The organism is Pasteurella bettyae CCUG 2042 (assembly GCF_000262245.1).
Lineage (GTDB): Bacteria > Pseudomonadota > Gammaproteobacteria > Enterobacterales > Pasteurellaceae > Basfia > Basfia bettyae.
The window spans coordinates 1-963 of record NZ_AJSX01000026.1 but is presented as its reverse complement, the minus strand read 5'-3'; the positions used below and the strand labels follow the sequence as shown (position 1 = coordinate 963).

General features: G+C 39.4%; 1 protein-coding gene. It reads right to left on the bottom strand.

Features of this window, described 5'->3' with window-relative positions; genetic code table 11:
* The coding region (locus HMPREF1052_RS04750; protein ID WP_005760257.1) for a two-partner secretion domain-containing protein at window positions 1–941 on the bottom strand (941 nt) is incomplete at its 3' end.
* Window positions 942–963 lie beyond the last annotated feature (22 nt).

The following is a 963-nucleotide window of genomic DNA, read 5'->3' as shown; positions in this document are numbered from 1 at the left end:
CCTTTTTCTGTGCCAATTAAATAAATTTTACCTGAATACATTCCACCTAATTTGCCCACATCAATGGCAAATTGCGGTTGGCTTTCATCTGCAAGCGGTTGTTTGGTACTGATTATTTGCAAATTATTGTCGGAATCTGAACGCTTAACAGTATTTTTACCTGTTATTACTTTGGCTTCTTTTTTCGACCAAATTCCCGCATTCACTTGGGTTTCACGGGCAAGAATTTCCGTGTAATCTACATTACTGTTATCTAAGCCCTTACCCGCAATAGTCACTTTGCCTTTCTCAACTTGGAATTTCTCCACCACACCATTGTTAACCTCTGGCTTTCCTGTGGTAAAGGTCGCTCGGTCGGCATTAATCACACCGCAACCATCACAATGTAATCCGCTTGGGTTGGCAATAATCACATGGGCTTTTTTACCAGCCACTTCCATATAGCCTTTCATTACACTTGGTTTGCTGGAATTCACCTCATTTAAAATGACTTTTGCCTCGCCTCGAGCAAGGTAAGGATTAGCGGTAATGTTTCCTGCTAATTGAGTTGAAGTGTTGGTGCGGCTGTTATTTAAAATTGCCCCTTTTTCAGCTACATCAAATTGTGAATATTTATTATGGGAAAGGCCTTTATCATTTGGGGTTTGGATATTTACTTGAGGTAAGCCATTGGCGGTAGAAAGGATAATCGGTTGTTGGGTTTTCGGGGCGGTTTTGTCGGCTCTTATAATTAAGGCATCCGCCAGTGCCAAATTTGAAAATGATACAAAACCCAGTGCACAAAATAAGCTGAATACGAGTGTTTTTAGTCGAACCGTTATGCTTGGAAAACTAAAATTCTTTTTCTCAGTAGATTTTCCTTCTGATTTTGCTAGCTCAGAAACAACCACCAAGCGTTGTAAGGTTTTATTGAAAACAACACGGAAACAATGTTTATTCATAACAGTTCCTTCTATTATTTAA